The 21,672-nt window shown below is 74.5% G+C and carries 21 protein-coding genes; 9 read left to right on the top strand and 12 right to left on the bottom strand.

Annotated elements, in window-relative coordinates; all coding sequences use genetic code 11:
• Both ACGFX4_RS30820 and ACGFX4_RS30815 read right to left on the bottom strand, forming a co-directional pair.
• The coding region (locus ACGFX4_RS30820) for a helix-turn-helix domain-containing protein (RefSeq protein ID WP_393081233.1) at positions 1-301 on the bottom strand (301 nt) is incomplete at its 3' end.
• Positions 288-1,175, bottom strand: coding sequence for a recombinase family protein (locus tag ACGFX4_RS30815; protein ID WP_393081230.1), 888 nt, complete (start codon positions 1,173-1,175; stop codon positions 288-290). The genes ACGFX4_RS30820 and ACGFX4_RS30815, both read right to left, overlap by 14 nt.
• Positions 1,176-1,301: 126 nt before the next feature.
• Between ACGFX4_RS30815 and ACGFX4_RS30810 the strand changes: the two genes are divergently transcribed.
• A complete protein-coding gene (locus tag ACGFX4_RS30810; RefSeq protein ID WP_393081227.1) occupies positions 1,302-1,910 on the top strand; it encodes a flavin reductase family protein in 609 nt (202 codons plus the stop codon).
• A gap of 18 nt (positions 1,911-1,928) precedes the next feature.
• Here ACGFX4_RS30810 and ACGFX4_RS30805 read toward each other — a convergent pair whose 3' ends face one another.
• Entirely contained in the window at positions 1,929-3,191 is a 1,263-nt protein-coding gene (locus tag ACGFX4_RS30805) for a DUF5685 family protein (protein ID WP_393081224.1), read from the bottom strand.
• Positions 3,192-3,341: 150 nt separating this feature from the next.
• On the opposite strand from ACGFX4_RS30805, the gene ACGFX4_RS30800 reads away from it, so the two are divergent.
• The 3 genes from ACGFX4_RS30800 (at position 3,342) to ACGFX4_RS30790 (ending at position 7,237) form a co-directional block, all read left to right on the top strand.
• Entirely contained in the window at positions 3,342-4,217 is an 876-nt protein-coding gene (locus ACGFX4_RS30800; protein WP_393081221.1) for a glycosyltransferase family 2 protein, read from the top strand.
• 48 nt (positions 4,218-4,265) lie between these two features.
• Positions 4,266-4,700, top strand: a complete 435-nt coding sequence (locus tag ACGFX4_RS30795; protein ID WP_393081218.1) for a VOC family protein — start codon at positions 4,266-4,268, stop codon at positions 4,698-4,700.
• A gap of 98 nt (positions 4,701-4,798) precedes the next feature.
• On the top strand, positions 4,799-7,237 hold the full coding sequence (locus tag ACGFX4_RS30790) for an FUSC family protein (protein WP_393081215.1): 2,439 nt from the start codon (positions 4,799-4,801) through the stop codon (positions 7,235-7,237).
• Between the two features lie 171 nt (positions 7,238-7,408).
• On the opposite strand, the gene ACGFX4_RS30785 is transcribed toward ACGFX4_RS30790, so the two are convergent.
• The 3 genes from ACGFX4_RS30785 to ACGFX4_RS30775 all read right to left on the bottom strand — a co-directional run bounded on the left by ACGFX4_RS30785 (position 7,409) and on the right by ACGFX4_RS30775 (position 10,930).
• Complete coding sequence (locus tag ACGFX4_RS30785; RefSeq protein WP_393081212.1) at positions 7,409-9,001, bottom strand: MFS transporter; 1,593 nt, start codon at positions 8,999-9,001, stop codon at positions 7,409-7,411.
• Positions 9,002-9,137: 136 nt separating this feature from the next.
• On the bottom strand, positions 9,138-9,782 hold the full coding sequence (locus tag ACGFX4_RS30780; RefSeq protein ID WP_393081209.1) for a response regulator: 645 nt from the start codon (positions 9,780-9,782) through the stop codon (positions 9,138-9,140).
• Positions 9,770-10,930 carry a sensor histidine kinase gene (locus ACGFX4_RS30775; protein ID WP_393081206.1) on the bottom strand — a complete coding sequence of 387 codons (1,161 nt, stop codon included), beginning with the start codon at positions 10,928-10,930 and terminating at the stop codon, positions 9,770-9,772. Before ACGFX4_RS30775 ends, ACGFX4_RS30780 begins: the two co-directional genes overlap by 13 nt.
• A gap of 112 nt (positions 10,931-11,042) precedes the next feature.
• Here ACGFX4_RS30775 and ACGFX4_RS30770 point away from each other — a divergent pair, with 112 nt between their 5' ends.
• Complete coding sequence (locus ACGFX4_RS30770; RefSeq protein ID WP_393081203.1) at positions 11,043-12,263, top strand: serine hydrolase domain-containing protein; 1,221 nt, start codon at positions 11,043-11,045, stop codon at positions 12,261-12,263.
• Between the two features lie 169 nt (positions 12,264-12,432).
• Positions 12,433-14,274, top strand: coding sequence for a hypothetical protein (locus ACGFX4_RS30765; protein ID WP_393081200.1), 1,842 nt, complete (start codon positions 12,433-12,435; stop codon positions 14,272-14,274).
• An 88-nt stretch (positions 14,275-14,362) separates the two neighbouring features.
• Here ACGFX4_RS30765 and ACGFX4_RS30760 read toward each other — a convergent pair whose 3' ends face one another.
• The 4 genes from ACGFX4_RS30760 to ACGFX4_RS30745 all read right to left on the bottom strand — a co-directional run bounded on the left by ACGFX4_RS30760 (position 14,363) and on the right by ACGFX4_RS30745 (position 17,082).
• Positions 14,363-14,740 carry a DUF6188 family protein gene (locus ACGFX4_RS30760; RefSeq protein WP_393081197.1) on the bottom strand — a complete coding sequence of 126 codons (378 nt, stop codon included), beginning with the start codon at positions 14,738-14,740 and terminating at the stop codon, positions 14,363-14,365.
• A 101-nt stretch (positions 14,741-14,841) separates the two neighbouring features.
• Complete coding sequence (locus ACGFX4_RS30755) at positions 14,842-15,903, bottom strand: NUDIX domain-containing protein (protein WP_393081194.1); 1,062 nt, start codon at positions 15,901-15,903, stop codon at positions 14,842-14,844.
• Positions 15,904-16,073: 170 nt separating this feature from the next.
• A complete protein-coding gene (locus tag ACGFX4_RS30750; RefSeq protein ID WP_393081191.1) occupies positions 16,074-16,280 on the bottom strand; it encodes a 4-oxalocrotonate tautomerase family protein in 207 nt (68 codons plus the stop codon).
• A 49-nt stretch (positions 16,281-16,329) separates the two neighbouring features.
• Complete coding sequence (locus ACGFX4_RS30745) at positions 16,330-17,082, bottom strand: SDR family NAD(P)-dependent oxidoreductase (protein ID WP_393081189.1); 753 nt, start codon at positions 17,080-17,082, stop codon at positions 16,330-16,332.
• 118 nt (positions 17,083-17,200) lie between these two features.
• Here ACGFX4_RS30745 and ACGFX4_RS30740 point away from each other — a divergent pair, with 118 nt between their 5' ends.
• Both ACGFX4_RS30740 and tuf read left to right on the top strand, forming a co-directional pair.
• The gene (locus ACGFX4_RS30740; protein ID WP_393081186.1) at positions 17,201-18,118 is read left to right on the top strand and encodes a LysR family transcriptional regulator; all 918 of its coding nucleotides are present in this window, start codon (positions 17,201-17,203) and stop codon (positions 18,116-18,118) included.
• A 258-nt stretch (positions 18,119-18,376) separates the two neighbouring features.
• Positions 18,377-19,558 (top strand): elongation factor Tu, encoded by a 1,182-nt coding sequence (gene tuf / locus ACGFX4_RS30735; protein WP_393081183.1) that lies wholly within the window; start codon positions 18,377-18,379, stop codon positions 19,556-19,558.
• Positions 19,559-19,629: 71 nt separating this feature from the next.
• Here the strand turns inward: tuf and ACGFX4_RS30730 are convergent, their stop codons facing one another.
• The gene (locus tag ACGFX4_RS30730; protein ID WP_393081180.1) at positions 19,630-20,496 is read right to left on the bottom strand and encodes an alpha/beta fold hydrolase; all 867 of its coding nucleotides are present in this window, start codon (positions 20,494-20,496) and stop codon (positions 19,630-19,632) included.
• A 49-nt stretch (positions 20,497-20,545) separates the two neighbouring features.
• Between ACGFX4_RS30730 and ACGFX4_RS30725 the strand changes: the two genes are divergently transcribed.
• Positions 20,546-21,151 (top strand): TetR/AcrR family transcriptional regulator, encoded by a 606-nt coding sequence (locus ACGFX4_RS30725; RefSeq protein ID WP_393081177.1) that lies wholly within the window; start codon positions 20,546-20,548, stop codon positions 21,149-21,151.
• Between the two features lie 7 nt (positions 21,152-21,158).
• Here ACGFX4_RS30725 and ACGFX4_RS30720 read toward each other — a convergent pair whose 3' ends face one another.
• A complete protein-coding gene (locus ACGFX4_RS30720) occupies positions 21,159-21,626 on the bottom strand; it encodes a DUF1877 family protein (protein ID WP_393081174.1) in 468 nt (155 codons plus the stop codon).
• Between the last annotated feature and the right edge of the window lie 46 nt (positions 21,627-21,672).

Here is a 21,672-nt window from a genome sequence, read left to right as displayed (position 1 = left end):
TAAGCGTCTTCACCCGGGCGAGCGTCCAGCGCTGGTCCTCCCAGCCGTGAAGCAACGGGCCGCGCTCCAACTCGCTCTCCAGTCGGGCGATTTGCTTCTCGCTTAGCTTCGGACGACCAGGTGAGCCCTTCGAGAGGACCCCGGCCTCACCGCGCCCACGCCACTGCCGGCGCCATCTCTCCACCGATCGCTCACTGATCCGCAGCGCGGTCGCGATCTCCCCGTTTTTCTCCCCGCCCTCGAAGCGTTCCACAGCCTGCAGCCGGATCCGCTCCCGCGCGGCCCTCTCAGCGTCGGTCAACCCGCCGCCTTGCGCGTGTCTCACAGCTCAGGGCTACCGGACCCACCCGGCAGCTGTCAGGCAGTCGCCCCGACATCACGCTTTCAGGTTCAGTAGCGGCGGGAGGCTTGACACCGCGTTCGTTGAGTTGGATCGCGATGCCGTATGCGGTTTCTCCCGTCAGGCAGTCCTTGAAGATGTCGGCTACCACCTTCGCCTCGTTCTCGACGAGTCGGCCTTTGTCTGGGCCTTTGCGTATCCAGCCGTAGGCGATCCGGCCTTGGACCCTGCCTTCCTGCGCGGTGGCCAGGTGCATGTGGGCGACACGTCGGGCCGTGTCCTCGGAGGACTTGAGGGCCATGACGCACATCATGCGGGCCATGTGGCGGTCGCTGTCGTTGATGAGGTTCATCCGGCCACCAGTCGCGCCGACCACTGGGCGCTGGGTGTGCTCGACTATGTCGATGAGGTCCTCGAGGTCGCGTGGCTGACGCACCAGGCGGTCGAGGTCGTAGAAAATGACGCCATCGATCACCCCGTTGCTCAGGTCCGCGAGCAGTCGGCGGAACTCGGGACGGAGCACGACCCAGTCGACGCTGCCGTCGGCGCGGGTAATCTCCCGCTTCTTGAATGCCGAGGTGTCGTTCTCCTTGTAGATCTTCGCGAATGGTCCCCAGCCCAAGCGGTGACGGGTGTCTTCGGCGTCCGTGTGCTGACGGTCGACGCCTGCCTCCAGGCCGAAGCGGTCGGAGGAGATCCGCAGGTAGGCGCCCGGGCGCCTGGGAAGGAACCTGGAGAGCTCGTCGTGCAGGTTGAGGGTGACCCTGCCACCGCGGGCGTGGGCGGGGACCTCGAAGTCGCTCCAATCGAAGGACGGGTCTACCGGTTCGGTCATGGCGAGGTGCTCCTGGGTCTTCGTGCCTTCCGACACCAGGCACTTTCCATCCGAACCAGGGGCTTGGTGGTGCTGCGATCGAGGGCTACGATCCGCCGATCTCGCAGGTCAGGGCATACTTCCTGCATGCGAGTCGACTTCGATCCCAAGACCATGCCCCGTGGCGACTTCTACCGGTTGCTGACCGCTGTGGTCGTGCCCCGGCCGATCGCGTGGGTGTCCACGGTCAGCCCTGATGGCTTTACAGCGAACCTTGCCCCGCACTCCTTCTTCACCATCGCGTGCGTGGAGCCGCCGATCGTCCAGTTCACCTCGGTCGGCCGCAAGGACACCCTGCGCAACGTCGAGGCGAACGGCGAGTTCGTGGTCAGCTTTGCGCCCGAGGAACTGTTCGAGCAGATCAACGCGACCGGCACGGACTTCCCGGAGGGCGAGGGCGAGTTCGAGGCGGTCGGGATCCGGCCGGAGCCGTCCCTGCTGGTCAAGCCGCCCCGGGTGGCCGCCTCGCCGGTCGCCCTGGAGTGCCGCCTGCACAGCACCGTCCGGCTCGGCGACTCCACCGTGGTCTTCGGCCGCGTGGTGCACGCGGCCGTCGACGACACCGTCCTGGTCGACGGCCACCCCGAGATCACCCGGCTGCGCCCGCTCGCCCGGCTCGGCCGCAACGAGTGGGGCACCACCGCCGGGATCCGCGAGATCGCCCGGATCCCGTACGGGGAGTGGCCCCGGGACTGACCCGCGGGGCGGGTGCGGTCAGCTGCAGTCGCAGCAGCACCCGTCACAGCAGTCGCAGCCGTCGCAGCAGCAGTCGCACCCATCGCAGCAGTCGCCGCAGTCGCAGTTGCGGGCGCAGAAGCCTTCCTTGCGCTCGCGCGACCAAGGATCCTCGTGCTCGCAGCAGAGCAGCTGGCAGGTGCAGGCCATCGCCAGCCACACCGCGCAGCCCGAGATCAGCGGACGGCGGGGCCTGGGCCCGCGCGGGTGCTGGTGGCCCGGGTTGCCGTCCGGCGGAGCGGTCGGCATCACGGCCGCCGGGCCGTTGCCGGCCGGGTCGGTGACGGCCTGTGCGGTGCCGGTCGGGTCGGTGAGGGCCTGTGCGGTAGCGGTCTGTGCGGTGGCGCTCTGTCCGGCGAGCGAGGGCAGGGTGCAGGACGGGCCGTGGCCGAAGACCCGGTCGACTGCCGCGCCCGTCTCGTGGGCGAGCAGCAGGTGCACCAGGGCGCGGTCGGTGAGCTCCACGTCGCGCAGCGCCAGGCGGATGCCGTGCACCGCGTCCCGGCACAGCCGCTCCGCCTCGGCGCGCGAGGTGCCGGTCGCGGTCAGCGGGTTCCACTGGCCCGCCTCGGCGTCGGCGTCCTGGTCCTCCGCGGCGTCCAGCAGGTGCGCCAGCCGTCCGAACAGCCGGCCCGCCTCGGCGAGCGCGGACGCGTTCCCCGGCCGGCCCGCCAGCACCGCGGTGTGCGCGAACGCCGCCGCCGTCGCCGTCTCGGTCGGCTCGGTCACCAGCAGCACCGAGGCGCCGGGCGCGAGCGAGGACTCGATCTCCGCCTGCCGGGCCGCCGCGTCCACCAGCACCGCCGTGTCGAAGCCCAGCACCGAGCCGCCGCCCGCGCTCTGCCGGTCCCAGCGCCGGGCGACCGCGCGGGCCCCTGCCGCCACCGGACGCCGCGCGAACACCCCGTCGCCGTCCACCACGTGGTCGCGCATCTTCACCGAGGCCAGCGCCAGCGACACCGCGGCCGCCAGCCTGGCCCCCTCGCCGCGCGCCACCGACGCCGAACGCATCCCGCGCAGCGGGCACGGGCCCGCCGTCCGCCGGTCGCCGCCCGCGGTGCCCTGCGGACCCTGCGCCTCGACCAGGACCGATATCAGCAGCCCGTCGTAGTTGGTCGCGGTCCGGGCCAGCTGCCCGTGGTCGTCGCGCAGCGCCAGGCACAGGCCGCACAGGTGCGCCAGCCACGACGCGTGCAGCTTCTCCGACAGCCGGTGCCGGCACGGCCTGATGATCCCGAACATGGAGCCCCCTGTTGTGCACCCCCGATGGAGATCGTGATCCTAGCGGCTCCACGGCCCGTCAGGGCAGGTACGGAAGGTGGGCGAGACGGCCCCGGCCCGGGTCGAGCGACGCTAGCATCGGCACTTCGCCGACCACGGGAGACCGCTGCCATGTCCTTGCCGCGCATCGGAGTCGTCATCGTGACCATGGGCACCCGCCCACGGGAGCTGGCGGCGCTCCTGGCCTCGGTGGAGAAGCAGGACTCCCCGGCGGCGCGGGTGGTCCTGGTGGGGAACGCGACACCGCTCACCGACGTCGCGACGGACGCGACCAAGGTCCCGCTGGAGGAGAACCTGGGCTGCCCCGGCGGTCGCAACGTGGCCCTGGAACTGCTGCGCGACTCGGGTGAGGTCGACGTCGTCGTCGAACTCGACGACGACGGCCTGCTCATCGCCGACGACGTGTTCCGCACGGTCCAGCACCTGTTCGCGGAGGACCCGGAGCTGGGGATCGTCGGATTCAGGGTCGCCGACGAGCACGGGCACACCGAGCGGCGCTGGGTGCCCCGGCTCCGTGCGGACGACCCGATGCGCCGCGGCCCGGTGACCGCGTTCCTCGGCGGGGGCCACGCCCTCTCGATGCCCATGCTCCGGCAGACCGGCCTGTGGGCGGGGGAGTTCTTCTTCGGCCACGAGGAGTCCGACCTGGCCTGGCGCGCGCTCGACGCGGGATGGAAGATCCTCTACGAGCCCGATCTCGTCCTCCAGCACCCGAGGACCTCACCGGCCCGGCACGCGGGCCACTACCGGTTCACCGCCCGTAACCGGGTGTGGCTGGCCCGCCGGCGCCTCCCGCTCCTCCTCATTCCGGTTCACCTCGGCGTGTGGATCCTGCTCACCACGGCGCGGACCCGGACCCTCGCGGGCCTGACGGCGTGGTGGGGCGGATTCTTCGAAGGCGTCCGGACGCCGTGCGGCCCGCGCAGGCCGATGAGCTGGGGAACGGTCTGGCGGATGACACGCCTGGGACGCCCGCCGATCATCTGACGCGGAGTGCGGGATCGCTCGGCCCAACCCTGTTGCTAGGGTGATCGAATGACAGTCATTCGGCAGGTCCAGGTCACGTTCGACTGCGCGTCACCCGAGCGGGTCGGCCGCTTCTGGTGCGAGGTGTTGGGGTACGTCCCGACCCCGCCGCCGCAGGGGTTCGCCAGCTGGGAGGAGTACACCGCCTCCCAGGCGCCCGAGGACCGCGACTCCTGGTTCGTGGCCAAGGACCCGTCAGGCGCCGGACCGCGGCTGTACTTCCAGCGCGTCCCCGAGGGCAAGTCCGTCAAGAACCGGGTGCACCTCGACGTCCGGGTCGGCACCGGCCTGGTCGGCGACGAGCGGCTGGCCGCCCTCACCGCCGAGAGCGAGCGGCTGGTCGCGCTCGGCGCGGTGGTCGGCCAGGTGCTGTACGCCGACGAGGAGAACGAGTCCTGCATCAACATGCGGGACGTCGAGGGCAACGAGTTCTGCCTGGACTGACCCGGCCCCGCCGACTCTCGCGGGCCGGGCCCGGGCGCTACCGTCGTCAGTACGGGGAACGCCGGGAACGCCGGGAACACCAGGACAGCGGGATGCCGATGAGCCGGACGCGCGCACTGCTCGACCGCCTCCGCGCCCGCGACCCGGGCCGGGAGATCCCGCACCGCGCCGTCCGGGTCACCCTCGCCGCCTGCACCGGCTTCTACACCCTCCGGTACGGATTCGGCCGGCCCAGCGCGGCGACCTACGCCCTGTTCGGGGCGATCTCGCTGGGCCTGCTCTCCCGGATCGGCGGCGGCGCCCGCGCCCGGGCCCGCACCCTGCTGTGCACCCTGCCCGCGGCCTACCTGCTGATCACCCTCGGAACGCTGCTCGCCGTCCGCTCCTGGGCGGCCGCCCTCGGCATGCTCGGCATCGGGTTCGCCGTCGCCTACGGCTCGGTCGGCGGGCCCCGGTTGGTCGGCCTCGCCAACGGCCTGCAACTGCTCTACATCCTCCCCTGCTTCCCGCCCTACCGGCCCGAGGACCTGCCGCTGCGACTGATCGGCGTCACCGTCGGGATCCTGCTGCTGGCCGCCACCGAACTGCTGCTGTGGCCCGTACCGCCGCCGGTCCACTACCGGGACCGGCTCGCCCGCGCCGCCGCCGCGGTCGCCGACCTCGCCGACCGCACCGCGGCCGCCGTCGAGGCGCCGCCCCACCGCCCGGTCCGCGACCGCGCCCCGCCCGGCCCCGCCGACGGCCGCCCCAGCGCCGCAGACGGCCGCCCCGACCCCGCCACCGAGGCGATCGACGAGCTGCGGTTCTCCCGGATCCCGCTGCTGGAGCGCCCCGCCTCGGCGGGCGCCGCCGACCGCGCGCTCTCGCACGCGGCCACCGCGCTGCGCCACACCCGCGGGCAACTGCTGCGGATCGGCCGGGTCAACGACCTCGCCGGACCGCTGCCGCAGGCCGCCGCCCTGGTCCGGGCCACCGCACGGGCCGTCCGCGCGGCGGGCGAAGGCGTCCGCGGCGATGGTCCGGCGCCCGGGACGGAGCCGATCGAGGCCGCCATCACCGGCTTCGAGACCGTCCGGACCACCCCGTTCCGGCCGGACGGCGCCCGGTCCGCGACCGCACCCGAGCCTGGTGACGAGACCGGGCCCGTGCCTGCGCCCGTTCCCCGGACCGGGCGGATCGGGCCGTACCGCACCTCCGACCCGGCCGAGGCGGCGACCGCCGCCCGCCTCGCCCTCGGGAGCATCGCCCTGGAGGCCGCCGAGGGCGCCCGCTTCCTCACCCTCGCCGTGCGGATCAGCCGGCGCGCGCCACTGCCCCCCGACCCGACGCCGCCCGCCGACCGGCCCGGCCCCTTCTGGTACGGCCACGAGCCGGCCGTCCGGCTCTGGTGGGCGCGCTTCCGGGCCAACCTGACCCCGCGCTCGGTGTACTTCCAGAACGCCGTCCGCACCGCCGCCGCCCTCGCCGCAGCCCGCCTGCTCGTCGGCGGCCTCGACCTCACCCACGGCTTCTGGGTGCTGCTCGCCACCCTCACCCTGATGCGGACCACCGCCGCCGACACCGGCATGACCCTGCGCCCCGCGATCACCGGCACCCTCTGCGGGGCCGCCGGCTCCGCGGCCATGCTCCTCCTGGTCGGCGACCGGCCGCTGTTCTACGCGATCGCCCTGCCCGTCGCCATGCTCACCGCCTTCACCCTCAGCCCGGCCCTCGGCCTGGTCTGGGCCCAGGGCACCTTCACCGTCGTGGTCGCCATGGTCTTCGCCCAGCTCGCGCCCGCCAGCTGGAAGCTCGCCGAGGCCCGGCTCGTCGACGTCGCCACCGGAGCCGCCGTCGGCATCCTCACCGGGCTCTGCGCCTGGCCGCTCGGCGGCGGCCGCGAGCTGCGCCGGCGCGCCGCCGAACTGCTCGACGACAGCGCCGCCGCCGTCCACGAGACCGTCGCCGAACTGACCGGACGGCCCGCCCCCGGCGGGGCGGTGCGCCGGGCCCGCCGCTCCGCGGTGCTCGCCGAGGCCACCTACGCCCAGTTCCGCTCCGAACGCCACGACCCGCAGCCCGGCGCACCGGACTGGCAGGCGGCGCTGCTGACCGGGCAGCACACCGTCCGGGGCGCCGAGCAGCTGCTCGCCAGGATCGCCCCGCACTCCCTGGCCGGCCGGCCGGCCATCGCCGGCCGCCTCGTCGGCGACGCCGACACCGCGGCCGCCGCCTTCCGCCGGGAGGGCGCCGCGCTGCGGGCCGGGCCCGTCCGGCCCGACCCCGCGCTCGCCGAGGCGCGCACCGCCCTGCTCGACGAGCGCCTCACGGCGGCCCGGCTGCCGGCGGCGGACCCGGCGGCCCTGCACGCCGTCGACACCGCCGTCTGGCTGGTCGGCCTGGTCGACGACCTGGCGGCCGTACCTGGTGCGAAGGCTGCGGCCGAGGGGGAGAGCGAACCGGAACACGGGCGAGGGACGGGCGGAGCCGCTGCGGACGCCGCGACCGAGGGGCCGGCCGAGGAGGGACGGCGCGACGGGGGCCGGGGAGCCGGCTGAGGTGCTGGGCGGCGCGGCTGCTGGAGGTGAGGCGGTGGGCCGGAGCGGCTGCGGGCGCCGCGACCACCGAGGGCCGGCCGAGGGGGAGGGCGCGACGGGGCCGTGGGCCCGGAGGAGATGGCGGGCGGGGCGGTTGCCGAGGGGACTGCCGGTGGGTCGGCCGGGGGGCGGTCAGGGTTCGCGCTCCGCGTCCTGGGCGGCCGGGCGGCGGCTGGTCGCCTCGGCCTCGGCGGTGACCCGGGTGCCGGGGTGGCCCAGCGCGCAGAGGAACGCCACCGCGAGGGCCGCCGCCATCCCGTACAGCACCGGGCGGTTGGCCGCCGCGAAGTCGGCCCGCAGGGCGGCCAGCAGGCCCGCGTCCACCCCGCTGGGCGCCGAGCCGCCGGAGCCCGCGCCGGTGAGGCTGCGGGTGATCTGTTCGGCCGTGCCGCGCGCCGCCTGGGGCGGGAGCCCGCGCTGCTCCAGCGTGTCGGTGATCAGGTCCACCGCGGTGTGCAGCAGGACGGTGCCCAGTACGGCGAGGCTGACGCTCGCCGAGTAGTTCCGGACGGTCTGGGTGATCCCGGTGACCTCGCCGTACGAGCGGCCGATGGCCCGGTTCACCGCGTCCGTGGAGGCGGGCGTCAGCAGCAGGCCGATCCCGGCGCCCGCGAGGACGATCCACACCCACTGGGCCCCCAGCGACAGATCGGTGATCTTCACCGCCCAGCCCGCGAAGCCCACCGCGCCGACCACCGTGCCCAGCAGCATCGCCGGCCGGGCCCCGCGCCGGTCCAGGATCCGCCCGCCGATCTGCGAGGCCGGGCCGAACCCGGCGAAGAACACCAGCAGGTACAGGCCCGCCTGGTTCGCCGAGTAGCCGAGCGCGATCTGCGCGTACACCGAGGCGAAGAAGAACACCGGGACGAAGGACATCATGGCGAAGAAGAGCACCGCGTTGTCCACCGCGAACGCCCGGTCGATGAAGACCCGCATGGTGATCAGCGGGTCCCGGCTGCGCAGCTCCGCCAGCACGAACAGTGCCAGCACGGCGAGGCCGCCGACGATGCACCCCCAGGTCGCCGCGCTGCCCCAGCCCCACACCGCGGCCTGCTGCAGGCCGAGCACGCTCAGGCCCATGCCCACCGCGACGAGCACGGCGCCCGGCCAGTCGATCGGCTCGGGCCGCGGCGTGTTCCGGATCCGGGCGAGGAAGGTCAGCACCAGGGCGACCACCGCCACCGGCACGTTCACCCAGAAGATCGCCCGCCAGCTCCAGCTGGTCAGCCAGCCGCCGAGGATCGGGCCGATCGCGGTCAGGCCGCCGGCGACGCCGAAGAACAGGGCGAGGGCCCGGCCGCGCCGCCGCACCGGGAAGACCTCGACCACCACCGCGAGCGCGGCCGGGAACATCAGTGCCGCGCCGAGGCCCTGCACCGCGCGGAAGGAGATCAGCCAGGGCTCGGCCGCGCCGCCGGTCGGCACCGCGCCGCAGAGCGCCGACGCCGTCACGAAGACCACCGTGCCGACCAGCATCATCCGCTTGTGCCCGAGGATGTCCGACACCCGGCCGCCGAGCGCGAAGAACGCCGCCAGCGCCAGCAGGTAGGCGTTGACCACCCACTGCATCGCGCCGGCCGAGAGTCCGAGCTCGCGGATGATGCTCGGTGCGGCGATCGACACGATGGTCTGGTCGATGAAGGTCATCGACACGGCGAACAGCATGCCCGCCAGGGCGAGCCGCTCGTCGGTGCCGCCGTTCCGTCCGCCGCTTCCGGTCGCCATGCCGTGCTCCCTCCGTCGCCCCGTTGCCACCCGGACGACACTGCCCGCCCCGCGGCTCCGCGGCCGGTTGCGCCGCTGCGAAGTCATCCGCTCGGCCGGACGCCCGCCCCCTGACGGCGGGGGAGGGGACGGGGCGTCAGGGCCGGCTGAGGTAGGTCAGGACGGCCAGGACGCGGCGGTGGCCGCTGTCGTCCGGGGAGAGGCCGAGCTTGCCGAAGATGTTGCCGACGTGCTTGTGGACGGCGTTCTCGGTGACGACGAGGCGCCGGGCCACGGTGGCGTTGTCCGCTCCCTCGGCCATCAGGGCGAGCACCTCGCGCTCACGCGGCGTCAGACCCGCGATCGGGTCGTGGGCGGGGCGGGTGAGCAGCTGGCCGATCACCTCGGGGTCCATCACGGTGCCGCCCGCGGCGACCCGGCGCAGCGCGTCCACGAACTCGCTCACCCGCCCCACCCGGTCCTTGAGCAGGTAACCGACGCCGCCGCGCCCGTCGGAGACCAGCTCGCCGGCGTACCGCCGCTCGACGTACTGGGAGAGGACGAGCACCGGCAGGCCGGGCTGCCGGCGGCGGGCGCGGATGGCGGCGTGGATGCCCTCGTCGCGGAAGGTGGGCGGCAGCCGGACGTCGACCAGGGCGACGTCCGGCCGGTGCTCGGCGACCGCGGCGAGGAAGCCGGGACCGTCCTGGGTGACCGCGGCGACCTCGAAGCCCTTGGCGGTCAGCAGCAGCTCCAGCCCGTTGGAGAGCAGGACGTTGTCCTCGGCGATCACCACCCGCACGGCACACCCACCGTGACCGTGGTGGGGCCGCCCGCCGGGCTGTGCACCCGGACGGTGCCGTCGAGCGCCAGCACCCGGTGGCGGATGCCGGCGATGCCCGTCCCCAGGCTCTCGTCGGCGCCGCCGATCCCGTCGTCGGTGACCTCGACCGACAGCCGGTCGCCGGCCCGGGCGACGCGGACCCCCGCCCGGCCGGCCCGGCCGTGCCTGGCCGCGTTGGTCAGCGCCTCGGCGACCGCGAAGTACGCCGCGGCCTCGACCGCCGCGGGGACCGTGCCGAGCGGGCCGACCTCGACGGAGGTCTCGACCGCCGAGGCGCTCGCCAGCGCGGCGAGCGCCTCGGCGAGGCCGCGGTCGGCGAGGATCGGCGGGTAGATCGACCGGATCACCGCCCGCAGCTCCGCCATGGCCGCCTCGGTCACCTCCTGCGCCTCCGCCAGCAGCCGGGCCACCGCGTCCGGGTCCTCCGCGAGCAGCTCACGGGCCACCCCCAGCCGTACGGAGACGGCCACCAGCCGGGCCTGGGTGCCGTCGTGGAGGTCGCGCTCGATCCGGCGCAACTCCGCGCCGTGCGCGGCCACCGCGCCGGCGCGGGTCCGGGTGAGCGTCTCCACCCGCCGCGCGAGCCGCTCGGCCGCCGACGGGGCCAGCACCGCCACGCAGAGCCGGGCCTGCAGGCGGGCCATCGGCGGCACCAGCAGGTACGTCAGGGCGGCCAGGACGAGGGCCTGCAGGACCCCCAGGGTCAGCGCCGTGCCCCACCCGTCCAGCGGCACCCCGGCGGCGAACCCGCCCGCCGGGGTGCCGGCCGGCAGCGCCCACCACAGCGGGACGGTCACGGCCGTGGCCACCGCGTTCCCGGCCAGCACCAGCGCCACCAGCCCGAAGGCCAGACCGCTGACCGTCCCGGCGCCCAGCCACCCGACGATTCGCCGGCCGCCGATCCGGACCGGCCCGGGCCCGGGCCCGGGGGATCGCAGCAGCCGCTCGGCGCGGCCGCGGTGCCAGCCGGCCCAGGCGCGCGCCATCGACGGGACCACCAGCACGGGCAGCGCGAACACCGCGACCAGGGCGGCCGCCAGACTGCCCAGCAGATACCCCAGACCGCGCCCCGTCGCCGACGCCCGGCTGCCCCCACCGTGGTTCATCCGGCCAGTCTGGTCCATCGCTGGCGGGCCGGGCACTACAGCGCACTACCCTCTTTTCCCGGCAGCCAGGGGTACCGCGTGCGGGTACCGGGCGGACCTAGCGTCGACTCCCATGACGAACTCACCGAACAGCACGTCCCGCCGGCCCTTCCGCACCGCGCGCCGGGCCCCGGCGCTCGCCGCGCTGGTGGCCGCGGCCCTGACTGCGGGCACGCCGTGCGCCACGGCCGCCGAGCAGCGCGAGGACCGGAGCGGGATCCGGCTCCAGCGCGACGCCGACGCGCTCACCGCCCTCGGCGTGACGGGGGTCCAGGCCCGCCTGACCACCGCCGACGGCCGGGAGTCGACCGCCACCAGCGGCGTCGCCGATCTGACGGACCGACACCCGGTCGCCGCGGACGGGTACTTCCGGATCGCCAGCGTCACCAAGACCTTCACCGCGACCGTGGTCCTGCAGCTCGTCGGGGACGGCGCGCTGCGCCTGGACGATCCGGTCGAGCGGTGGCTGCCCGGCGTGGTCGCCGGGAACGGCAACGACGGCCGCGAGATCACCGTCCGTCAGTTGCTGCAGCACACCGGCGGCCTCCACGACGACTACCCGGACTACACCTCGGAGGAGGACTTCCAGCAGCGCCGCTACGAGGGCCGGGCCCCCGAGCAGACCGTCGCCGCGGCCATGACCCACCGGCCGGACTTCCGGCCCGGCGAGCAGTGGCGGTACAACAACACCGGGTACGTGCTGCTCGGCATGATCGTCGAGCGGGTCACCGGCCACCCCTGGTACGAGGAGGTGCGGGACCGGATCGTCCGGCCGCTCGGCCTCGACCACACCTTCCGGCCGGGTTCCACGCCGACGCTGCCCCGGCCGCACGCCTCGACGTACCAGCGGTTCGCGGCCGGGGCCGCGCCCGTGGACGTCACCGAACAGGTCGGCCCGGGCACCAACGCCGAGGCCGGGCTGGTCTCCACCACCGCCGACCTCAACCGGTTCTTCGGCGCCCTGCTCGGCGGCCGGCTCCTGCCGCCGGCGCAGCTGGCGGAGATGCGGCGGACCGTCCCGATCGGCAAGGAGTTCCGCAAGCTGATGCCGGGCGCCCGCGACGGGCTGGGCCTCTTCTCGCGCCCGCTGAGCTGCGGCGGCCTCCAGTGGGGCCACGAGGGCGGCGACTCCGGCTGGGTCACCGCCACCGGCACCACCGCGGACGGCCGCCGGACCGTCACGGTGTCGATGTCGGGCGTCCTGGCCGACTCGGCTGAGGAGGTCCTGCGGGTGGAGCGGGCCGCGAGCCGGCTGGTCGACCACGCGCTCTGTGCGGACGCGGACGACCGGTAGTACCGGGCAGCTGTGCGGCAGTTGTGGGGCCGGGGCTTGACGCCCGACTTTCATCGGCCGTTAAATCTCGGCTTGAAGTAAGCGGTCGGGGGCGAGCGGCCGGGGTCAGGCCGGCCGACCGCCCCCGCATGCCGCCGTCCCCCCGTAACCCACCAGACGGGTATGCACCATGACCAGAGCCTCAGGTCCGCACCGCCTCGGCCTCGCCGCCGTCGCCGCCACCGCCCTCGTCGCGGCCCTCACCGCCCCGACCGCCCAGGCCGCGCAGGACGCCGCCCCGCCGCACGGCGGCGGCGGACTCGGCGAGAACGTCGTCGTGTTCGACCCCGGCATGCCCAAGGCCGAGATCCAGAGCCGACTGGACGCGATAGCCCAGGCCCAGGCCGGCAACGAGTTCGGCAGTGCCCGGTACGAGATCCTCTTCAAGCCCGGCACCTACGGCACCGCCGCCGACCCGCTGACCTTCTCGGTCGGCTTCTACGAGGCCGTCGCCGGCCTCGGCCGCAACCCCGGCGACGTGGTCGTCAACGGCTCCGTCGACGTCTACAACCAGTGCGTCGGCGGCGACCAGGCACAGTGCTACGCCACCACCAACTTCTGGCGCTCCCTCAGCAACCTGACCGTCAACGTGGCGGGCAAGAGCGGCTGCTACGGCAACACCGACTTCTGGGCGGTCTCCCAGGCCGCCCCGCTGCGCCGCGTCCAGGTCAACGGCAACCTGACCCTGATGGACTACTGCACCGGCTCGCCGGCCTGGGCCAGCGGCGGCTTCATCGCCGACTCCAAGTTCACCGGCGGCACCGTCATCAACGGCTCCCAGCAGCAGTTCTTCACCCGCAACAGCAACCTCGACGGCTGGACCAACGGGGTCTGGAACCAGGTCTTCTGCGGCACCACCGGCGCGCCCGCCCAGTCCTTCTCCACCGAGCCCGGCGCCGCGCCCTACACCACCCTCGACGCGTGCCCCGCCACCCGCGAGAAGCCCTACCTGTACCTCGACGACAACGGCCGGTACCGGGTCTTCCTGCCCGCGCTGCGCCGCGACTCGGCCGGCACCAGCTGGGAGAACGGCCCGACCGCGGGCACCTCGCTCGGCCTGGACAGCTTCTACGTCGTCAAGCCCGGCGCGAGCGCCCAGCAGATCAACGCCGCGCTCAGGGCCGGCCGCAACCTGCTCTTCACCCCCGGCGTGTACGAGCTCACCGACGCGATCAGGGTCACCCGGCCCGGCACCAAGGTCCTCGGCCTCGGCTTCGCCACCCTCGTCCCCACCCGCGGCGACGCCGCCGTCCGGGTCTCCGACGTCGACGGCGTCGACGTCTCCGGCCTGATCATCGACGCCGGCCCGAAGAACTCGCCGGTCCTGATGCAGGTCGGCAACCGCGGCAGCAAGGCCCGCCACACCAACAACCCGATCAGCCTCAGCGACGTCTTCTTCCGGGTCGGCGGCGCCCGCGACGGCTACGCCACCACCGCGCTGGAGGTCAACGCCGACGACACCCTGATCGACGACGCCTGGATCTGGCGCGCCGACCACGGCACCGGCGGCGGCAACTGGAACACCGCCCGCAGCGACACCGGACTGGTCGTCAACGGCGACCGGGTGGTCGCCACCGGCCTCGCCGTCGAGCACTTCCAGAAGACCGAGACGATCTGGAACGGCGAGGACGGCCGGGTGGTGTTCTTCCAGAACGAGAACCCCTACGAGGTCCCCAGCCAGGCCGCGTGGATGGCCTCGCCGACCCAGAAGGGCTACCCCGCGTTCGCCGTCGGACCGAAGGTCAAGACGTTCGAGGGCTGGGGCATGGGCAGCTACTCGTACTTCAACCAGGGCGTCGACATCCACAACTCGACGGCCTTCCAGGCCCCGAGCCGCCCGGGCGTGAAGCTGCACGACCTGCTGACCGTCTTCCTGAACGGCTCCGGCGGCATCGACTCGGTGGTCAACGGCACCGGCCGCGCCGTCGACTCCACCTTCGGGGGCCCCAGCAACGTCGTCTCGGCGCCCTGAGACCCGTCGCCGACCCCTGGCACAACCGGGCCTCCCGGACGGTCGATCCGTCCGGGGGCCCGCACGCACGTCCGCTCCGCGCCGGGCCTCAGTGGCCCTGCGCGGTGAGGTAGCCGCCCGCCTGGGCGGTGAACAGCGGCCCGTCGGCGGTGGCCACGGCCCAGGGGTGGGCCGGGCCGTCCGGCGCGACCGTCAGGGTGTGGCCGGTGTCGAAGGCGAGGACCAGCGCGCCGGCCGGGGTGACCCGGGCGGCGGCCAGGCGGGCGCCGACCAGCTCCGGCAGGCCGCCGCTGGGCTGCATGCCGAGCCCCGGGTAGAAGTGCTCGACCTCGGCGGGCCCGGCCAGCCGGAAGTCGTTCTCGACGGAGACCTCGACGCCGCCGGACAACCGGATCAGCAGCCGGCGGCCGCCGGTGAGCCGCTCCACCCGGCGGCCGGACAGCGCGGAGTCGATCGGAGCCGTCATCGCAGGACCTCCCCACTCGGTGATCTCCCCCTCATGGTGCCCGCCATCGGGGGCGGCGGCACCCGCGGCCGACCTGCGGCACCTGTGGCACCCACGGCGGGTCAGGCGGGGAAGCCGTCGTGGAGCTCGACCGGCCCGCCGCCCGGTGCGCCGCGGGTGGCGAGCGCGGCGGTCAGGCGCCGGTGGCCCTGCGGGGAGAGCACCGTGCGCGCCTCGTCCGGGGTGAACATCCGCCACTCCTCCAGCTCGTCGGCGGGCAGCCGGATCGCCGCGAGGTCCGCCGGGCCGACCTCGCCGCCGTCGAAGAGGTAGACCAGGACCGGACGGCTGCCGTCACCCGGCGCGGTCCAGTCGAGGGCGAGCAGCCGCCCGGTCGGGCGGTGGCTCCAACCGAGCTCCTCCAGGGTCTCCCGGGCGGCGGCCTCCCGCGGCAGCTCCCGGTCGGCCTCGATCGAGCCGCCGGGCACGGTCCAGTACGGCGGCTCGTCCCGCAGTAGCGGGCGCAGCCGGACCAGCAGCACCCGGCCCGCCCGGTCGGTGTACAGCGTGCGGGCCTTCGCCCGGATCCGTGGCCGGCTGGCGATGTAGGTCTCGCGGTCCATCGGCGGCGGGGGAGCGGGCCGGTCGCCGCCCGTCAGCGGCACCCCCTCGGCGGCGGTGTACGGCGGCACCGGCGGGTCGGCCGGCAGGTGCTCGGCGCTGTGGCCGACCGGGCGGCCGTCCTCCAGCTCCAGCGGTCCGGCCGCGCGCGGCGCCCGCAGGCAGGCCGTCACCCGCCGCGACAGCAGCGGCGGGAGCGCGGAGGCGACCTGCTCGGGTGTCAGGAACGCGTAGCTGCTGAGCTCCTCCGCCTCCAGCCGCACACCGGCGAGCTCGGCCGGGGTGAGCGGCTCGGCCCAGTACAGGAAGGCCGCGATCGGCGGACGGAACCGGTCCCGCGACCAGTCCAGGCAGGCGATCGGACCGAGCCGCGGGGTGATCCCCAGCTCCTCCTCGATCTCGCGGACGGCGGTCACCCGCGGCGAGGCGTCCGGCGGCTCCCAGCCGCCGCCCGGAATCTCGATCGGGTGCTTGGCCTGGTACGACACCCGCACCAGCATGATCCGCCCCTGCCCGTCGGGGATCAGCACCCCGGCCGCCGCCAGCAGTCCGCGTCCGTCCACGTCCGTTCCCCCTCCGCCGTGCCTCTCCCGACAGGATGCAGGACAGCCGGGCGGGTACGGACGGTTCCGCCGCCGACGCGCACGGCTTCCGGCCGCAGGGCGACCGGAAGCCGACCGGCTCCTGGCCGGAAGCGCACGCCTCGGCGGTCCGGCGAAGGGCGAACGGTGGGTCAGGTGGTGCGGAGGCGCCGGTACTCGGCGACCGGCAGGCCGCCGACGCCCCAGTCCTCCAGCTCCACCTCCTCGATCACCACGAACGTGGTGGCGGGCTCCTTGTCGAGCACCCGCACCAGCAGCTCGGTGACCCCGGCGATCACCTCGGCCTTCTGCTCGGCGGTCGCACCCTCGCGGGTGATGCGCACCTGGACGTACGGCATGGTCGGTCCTTCCTGTCGATGTGGTCGGTCGTCGCGGTCGGCGGAGCCTTCAGGAGCGGCCCGTCACATGGCCGCCGTCGACCCGCAGCGCGTGGCCGGTGACGAACTCGGCGCCCGCGAGGTACACGACGGCCTCGGCGATCTCGTCCACCTCGCCGACCCGGTTCAGCAGGGCGACGCCGCCGAACGCGTCCACGTCCACCCCGCCGTGCAGCGGGGTGCGCACCACGCCCGGCGCCACCAGGTTGACCCGGATCCGCTCCGGCGCGAGCTCCGCGGCCAGGCTGACCGTGAGCGCGTGCACACCGCCCTTGCTCACCACCGGTGCCGAGGCCGGGAAGCCGGTGAGCGCGTGGTCCACCAGCACCGTGCCGATGTTGACCACCGACCCGCCCCGGCCCTGCTCGCGCAGCCGCCGCACCACGGCCTGGGTGGTCAGGTAGGTGCCCTTCAGATTGCCCGTCAGGTAGCCGTCCAGCTCCCGCTCGGTGACCTCGGTGAACGGGCGCGGAGCGAACGTCCCCGCATTGTTGACCAGCACGTCGACGCCGCCGAAGCGCTCGACCGCCGCCCGGACCAGCGCCTCGCCGGTCGCCGCGTCGCCGATCGACCCGGCGACGGCGGCCACCCGCTCCGGCCGGCCGAGACCCGCGGCGGCCTCGGCCAGCCGCTGCGGGTCCCGGCCGTTGAGGACGACGGCGGCGCCGCGCGCCAGGAAGGCCCGGGCGACGTCCAGGCCGATGCCGCTGGACGAGCCGGTGACGATCACCGTGGTGGTCGTGGTGGCCGTGGTGGTGGACATGGTGGTGCTCCTCCGCAGGTCGGGGACGGCGGGTGCGATCGCCCCGCCGCCTTCGAACCTAGGAGCCGTCCGGCCATAACTCCACGACGGACATTGGAGTCTGAGATAACGTGCGGTTATGGATGTCGACCTGCGCGACCTGGAACTCCTCGCCGCGACCGCCGAGACCGGCTCGCTCACCGCGGCGGCGGCGAAGCTCTACGTCAGCCAGCCGGCGCTCAGCCAACGGCTCACCCGGCTGGAGGACCGGCTCGGCCAGCCGCTCTTCGACCGGGCCGGCCGGCGCCTCGTCCCGAACGCCGCCGGCCGGCGGATGCTGGCCGCGGCCCGCCACGTCCTCGCCGAACTCGACTCCGCCGAGCGGGACCTGCGCGACCTGCGGGACGGCCGGCAGCGGCGGGTCCGGTTCACCGCCCAGTGCAGCACCACCCTCCCGTGGCTGCCGCCGGTGATCCGCGCCTTCCGCGACCGCGAACCCGACGCGGAGCTGCGGATCGAGACCGTCGCCGACGACGCGCCCGTCCCCGCGCTGCTCGCCGACCTCGTCGACGTCGCCCTGGTCACCAAGCCCGACCGCGAACTCGACCGGGTCCGGCTCACCCCGCTGTTCGAGGACGAGATGGTCGCCGTCGTCCCGGACCACCACCCCTGGGCGCAGCGCGGACACCTGACCGCGCGCGACTTCACCGACGCCCGGCTGGTGCTGTACGACATCTACGACCAGAGCCGGATCCCGGCCGTGCCCCTGCCCCTGCCGACCGGCGCCCGGCCCGCCCGGATCACCCTGATGCCCGTCATCACCGACCTGCTGATCGAGATGGTCGCCGGCGGCCAGGGCGTCACCGTGCTGCCCAACTGGGTCGCCGCCCCGTACGCCGCCGGACACCGCCTCGCCCTGGTCCGGCTCGGCGCCCGCCCGCTCACCCGCACCTGGTACTGCGCCACCCGCCCGGGCCCCCGCCCACCCCACATCGACGCCTTCGTCGACTGCCTCACCACCCACCTCACCCCCGCCCCGGTCGGCGCCCCGGTCTGAGGTCCCGGCCTGAGGTCCCGCCGGGCGGAAAACCGGTGGCGCGGGCGGGTTGCACGGAGGCAGGATCGGTCGCATGTTCACCGCCGCCATCGCCGAGTTCCCCGCAGTCGCGGGTGCGATGGCCGCTGCCCAGGCAGCCGCAGCCGCATTCGACGGCGCACGACGCTGACCTTCCCCGGGAAGTCCCGGGACCTCGGACGGGGAAGGTCGCCCGTCGCTGAGGTCCCGTCACCACGACTCCTGGAAGAGAACACCACCATGGCCAAGCAGGCCTTCGTGCGGACCAAGCCGCACCTGAACATCGGCACCATGGGCCACGTCGACCACGGCAAGACCACGCTGACCGCCGCCATCACCAAGGTGCTGGCCGAGCGGGGCGGCGGCACCTACGTGCCGTTCGACCGGATCGACCGGGCCCCGGAGGAGGCCGCGCGCGGGATCACCATCAACATCTCGCACGTCGAGTACGAGACGGCGACCCGGCACTACGCGCACGTCGACATGCCCGGACACGCCGACTTCGTCAAGAACATGATCACCGGCGCCGCCCAGCTGGACGGCGCGATCCTGGTGGTCTCGGCGCAGGACGGGGTGATGCCGCAGACGGCCGAGCACGTGCTGCTGGCCCGTCAGGTCGGCGTCGAGCACGTCGTCGTCGCGCTGAACAAGGCCGACGGCGCCGACCCGGAGCTGCTGGAGCTGGTCGAGCTGGAGGTGCGCGAGCTGCTCTCCGCGCACGGCTACGACGGCGAGACGCTGCCGGTCGTCCGGGTGTCCGGGCTGCTGGCGCTGGGCGGCGACCCGGAGTGGGAGCGGGCGCTGCTCGGGCTGCTCGGCGCGGTCGACGACCACATCCCCACGCCGGTGCGGTACACCGACGCGCCGTTCCTGCTGCCGGTCGAGAACGTGCTGACCATCACCGGGCGCGGCACCGTGGTCACCGGTGCGGTGGAGCGCGGCCGGGTCCGCATGGGCGACCGGGTGGAGGTGCTCGGCTACGACGGGCGGGTGGAGTCCGTGGTGACCGGGGTGGAGACCTTCGGCCGCACGATGGAGTCCGCGGAGGCGGGCGACAACGTGGCGCTGCTGCTGCGCGGGGTGCAGCGCGGGCAGGTCCGGCGCGGCCAGGTGGTCGCGGCGGTCGGCAGCGCGTCCGTGCACGGCCGGTTCACCGCCCGGATCCACCTGCTCTCCGCCGCGGAGGGCGGCCGCCGGACGCCGGTCACCAGCGGCTACCGCCCGCAGTTCTACCTGCGGACGGGCGACGTGGTCGGGCACATCGAGCTCGCCGAGGGCACCGGCCCGGTGCCGCCGGGGGAGACCGTCGAGGTGACGGTCACGCTCGGGACGCCGGTTCCGCTGGAGCCCGGGCTCGGGTTCGCCGTCCGTGAGGGCGGGCGGACGGTCGCCGCGGGCACCGTGCTGGCGGTCCTCGACTGAGCGCTGCCCGTGGGCGCGCGGCCCTGCCGGGAAGGCGGGGCCGCGCGCCGGCGGCGTTGCCCGCTGCGGCGTCAGCGGCCGGCGGTCCGCAGGATACGGTCGGCCACCAGCTCCGGGCGGTCGGTGGGCAGGGCGTGGCCGGCGTCCGGGACGAGTTCGACCCGGGCGGCGGGGAGCAGGGTGCGCAGGCGTTCGGCGACCTCGGGGGAGCGGTGCAGGGCGCTGCGTTCGCCGAGCAGGAAGAGTGCCGGGACGCCGTCGAGGCGGCGCAGCTCCTCGTCGGTGAGGACGGCGGGGACCGGCAGCGCCCGGCGGAAGCCCATCGAGGCGCGCATCAGGCCCATCAGTTCGCTCTCGAGGATCGTGCTGTTGCCGACCAGCCGGGCGAGCCGGGGCCGCAGGACGCGCGGGGCGGCGGAGGCCAGTCCGCCGGCGATCAGCCAGAGGTAGAAGCGGGCGCCGATTTCGGCGAGCCCGGCCGGGTCGAGCAGGGTGAGCGAGGCCGCCCGGCCGGGGTGGTGGAGGCGGTGGCAGAGCGCCAGCCAGCCGCCGTACGAGCAGCCGACCAGGTGGGCCGCCGGGACGTCGAGCGCGGTCAGCAGCTCCTCCAGCCAGGCGGCCCCGTCCCGGCCGTCCACGATCGGTGCGGTCTGGACGCTCGCTCCCGGCTCGCCCACGGTGTCGACGGCGAGCACGGGGTGATGCTGCGCCAGCTCGGCGACGTACCGGTGCCACATCAGGGCGTTGCCGCCCGAGCCGGGCAGCAGCACGATCGGCGTGCCGTGCTCGGGGCCGGTGCGCAGGACGCGGGTGGTGCCGTACGGGGTGGGGACGTCGAGTGCGGTGCGCGGGCCGGGCCAGAGCTGATCGAGCGTTCGGTCGTACGCGGCGAGGAAGCGGTCGCGGGCACGGTCGTTCCGGAAGCGGCTGATTCGCATGGTACAGATGTATCACGGCATGATACGGATGTACCAGGGAGGTGGTTCGATGACCGGACGGGCCGAGCACGAGGAGCGCCGGCGGCAGATCGCCGAGGCGCTGCTGCGGATCGCCGACACGCAGGGGCTGCAGAACGCCAGCATGCGGGCGGTCGCAGCGGAGGCTGGGGTGTCGCTGCGGCTGGTGCAGTACTACTTCGAGACCAAGCAGGGCCTGCTGCTGGACGCCCTCGCCCGGCTCGGCGCCCAACTCCAGGGCCGGATGGAGACCTGGATCGCCGAGGCCGGCTCCCCGCCCACCCCACGCGGCACCGTCACCGCCGTGCTCTCCTGCATCCTGCCGACCGACCCCGAGAGTCGGCGCATCACCAGGACCTACGCCGCGTACTACGCCCTGGTCCTCACCGACCCCGAGGTGCTCGCCACGCACGGCGCCGGGCCGCCCCGGGTATTGGAGGGATTCCTCGCCAAGCAGCTGCGCGCCGCGCAGGAGGCCGGGGAGATCGACGCCGCCAAGGACCCCGCGATCGCCGCCGCCGGACTGCTCGCCATGGTCAACGGTCTCGGCTCCGGCGTCCTCGCCGGCCAGCGCAGCGGCGAGGCCGCGCTGGCCGTCCTCCACCGGCACCTGGACGAGCTCTTCGCGGCGCGGTGACAGCGGGTCAGAAGGAGAAGGTCTTGGCCACCGCCCGGCCCTGCTCGGCCGCCGTGGCGTAGAACGCGGTCAGCTCGTCGTGCTCGCGGGCGAGATGCTCCTGCAGCCCCTCGTACGGGTCGGAGGACCGGAGTCGCGCCCAGGCCTGCCAGCGGTCGGCGAACGACACCTCGCGCAGGAAGGCCGCGGCCTGGACCACCCCGGCCGGGTCGAGCGCCACGTGGCCCGGCCCGCCGGCCGGGTCGAGGACGTGGTGGCCGCCGAACACCGGCAGCTCGTTCACGCCCACCTGCTCGCCGGGCGGGCAGTAGAGCTCGGCCAGCTGGAAGAAGCAGTCCTCCAACCAGGTCGCCTCGCCGAGCTCGGCCCACCGGCGCATCTCGTCGTCCTCCATGTCGAAGAACGCGTCGAACCCGGCCGTGTCCGCGGGCATGTCGCCGGGCTCGACCGTCCGGAGGTAGATCCACATACTCATGATCGGAGAAGCTACCGCGCGGTACGGACATCCCGGTTCCGGCCGG

It is taken from the genome of Kitasatospora sp. NPDC048365, from assembly GCF_043200835.1.
Classification (GTDB): Bacteria; Actinomycetota; Actinomycetes; order Streptomycetales; family Streptomycetaceae; genus Kitasatospora; species Kitasatospora terrestris.
The sequence above is the reverse complement of the archived record's forward strand: the minus strand, read 5'-3'. Positions and strand labels throughout refer to the sequence as shown.